Here is a 696-nt window from a genome sequence, read left to right on the forward strand (position 1 = left end):
CCTACAATCCACCTCGGCATTCACAATACACTCATTTGATCGAAGGTTTAGAAACCTTATCGAACTTCCAATATGAACAGCTTGATAGTTCATCAATGCAACTCAATGATGCGCTTTCAAAATTAAATAAAAGTAGGGATGTACGCGTCATTAAATATGGCGCTTGGCAACAAGCCATGGAACCAGGCAGCACATTACCCCCACTTCGTATATCTGCGCTGACCGATGTAGTTCAAAATGAAAGCTATTATGGTGAAACTCACCTAGAGGGAACGCTTACTATTAAACGTTCCCGATACATGCACATCGAAGCAGATTTATTTCTTACCAGTTTTTTGTTTTATCCAGAGCGAAACATTTTCGACTGGCTACTTTCGACCAGCACTATTCGACACAAAACTGATTCATTGCTACAAGCATACAAGCCAGACGAAATTGTTTTAAGCAAGCACTCTTCCTCCAGGATACCTAGTCAGGTATTCCGTTTACACCAAAGCCGGCGCTTAAAATATGGAGAAATTCATTATTTAGATCACCCGGCAATCGGTTTAATTGTCACCATTAATAAATTAGAGCCAGAGCCCGAGATCTAGCAGATAGAGCTACTATTATTAGCGTTATCTAGCGACTTATTATGAACGATAAATCAAGCACAAATGAAACCAGAACTTCTGACACCCTTTTACCTTCTATTTG

1 protein-coding gene is annotated in these 696 nt (G+C 39.9%); it reads left to right on the top strand.

The genetic code is table 11. The annotated features are described in order from the left end of the window. Positions 1–593: CsiV family protein (locus A3756_RS03695; RefSeq protein ID WP_156490243.1), on the top strand; the 593-nt coding region annotated here is incomplete at its 5' end. Positions 594–696 lie beyond the last annotated feature (103 nt).

The sequence above is a fragment of the Oleiphilus sp. HI0086 genome (assembly GCF_001635225.1).